This is a genomic window from Oleiphilus sp. HI0128 (assembly GCF_001635365.1).
Genome location: NZ_LWGG01000236.1, coordinates 1 through 796, shown reverse-complemented (window position 1 = coordinate 796; position 796 = coordinate 1). Strand labels below are relative to the sequence as shown.

Annotated in this window: 2 protein-coding genes and 1 pseudogene; all 3 read left to right on the top strand. The window is 44.0% G+C overall.

What is annotated here, in order from left to right:
• Positions 1–284: pseudogene (locus A3763_RS03205) on the top strand (phosphate ABC transporter permease subunit PstC); the annotation flags it as partial.
• A complete protein-coding gene (locus A3763_RS29875; RefSeq protein WP_068759878.1) occupies positions 281–538 on the top strand; it encodes a DUF3333 domain-containing protein in 258 nt (85 codons plus the stop codon). The pseudogene A3763_RS03205 and the gene A3763_RS29875, both read left to right, overlap by 4 nt.
• Positions 532–796 (top strand): DUF3333 domain-containing protein (locus A3763_RS29870; RefSeq protein WP_197482723.1); only part of this gene is annotated, 265 nt, incomplete at its 3' end. The genes A3763_RS29875 and A3763_RS29870, both read left to right, overlap by 7 nt.

The window sequence follows — 796 nt, the reverse complement described above, 5'->3', positions numbered from 1 at the left end:
CAGCCTGTTTGCTTGGCTTTGCTAAAGCGATTGGTGAAACCATGATTGTGGTTATGGCTGCCGGTCTTAGACCAAATTTGTCGTGGAACCCTTTAGAAGATATGACCACCGTAACAGTGAGAATTGTTGACTCCCTTGTCGGGGATCACGCCTTTGACTCACCGCAAACGCTTTCGGCTTTTGCCTTAGGCTTGGTCTTATTTGTGATCACATTGATTCTCAATATGGTCTCGTTGTCCCAAATCCGTAAGTTTAAAGAAAAATACAAGATAAGCAGGCTATGACTTCAAAACAGAATTCTAACCCTTTTTACGACCCGACCTTAAGTAAACGGCATCGTGCCTCGCGATTTTTCAAACTTTTCGCAAAGAGCTCCGTCGTATTTACTCTGTCGTTTCTGATCTTCTTCATGGTCGATATCCTTAGTACTGCTGCGCCTGCTGTGAAGCAAGCTTATGTGCAAGTTGAAGTAGAGTTTTCTGAGCGAAATGCTAAGTCCACGCGTCGCGCCATTCCAAAAGGTATCGCAAAATTGTAAGTAGGGCTTGGCTACGTACGTTAACAAAAACCATGCGAGACCAGCCTGAATTGATGGGTACAAGCCAAACAATGTGGGCATTGGCTGATGACCAGGTTGACCAGTATTTAAAAGGTCATCACTATAACCTGAAAGAAAAGCAGCTTGCCCTAGTCGATAAGTTGAAAGAAGAAGGTAAGTTAGAATTACGCTGGAATAGTGTTTTCTTCAGTAAGGGTGACTCTAAAATGCCAGAGAATGCCGGGATACTGTCTGCCA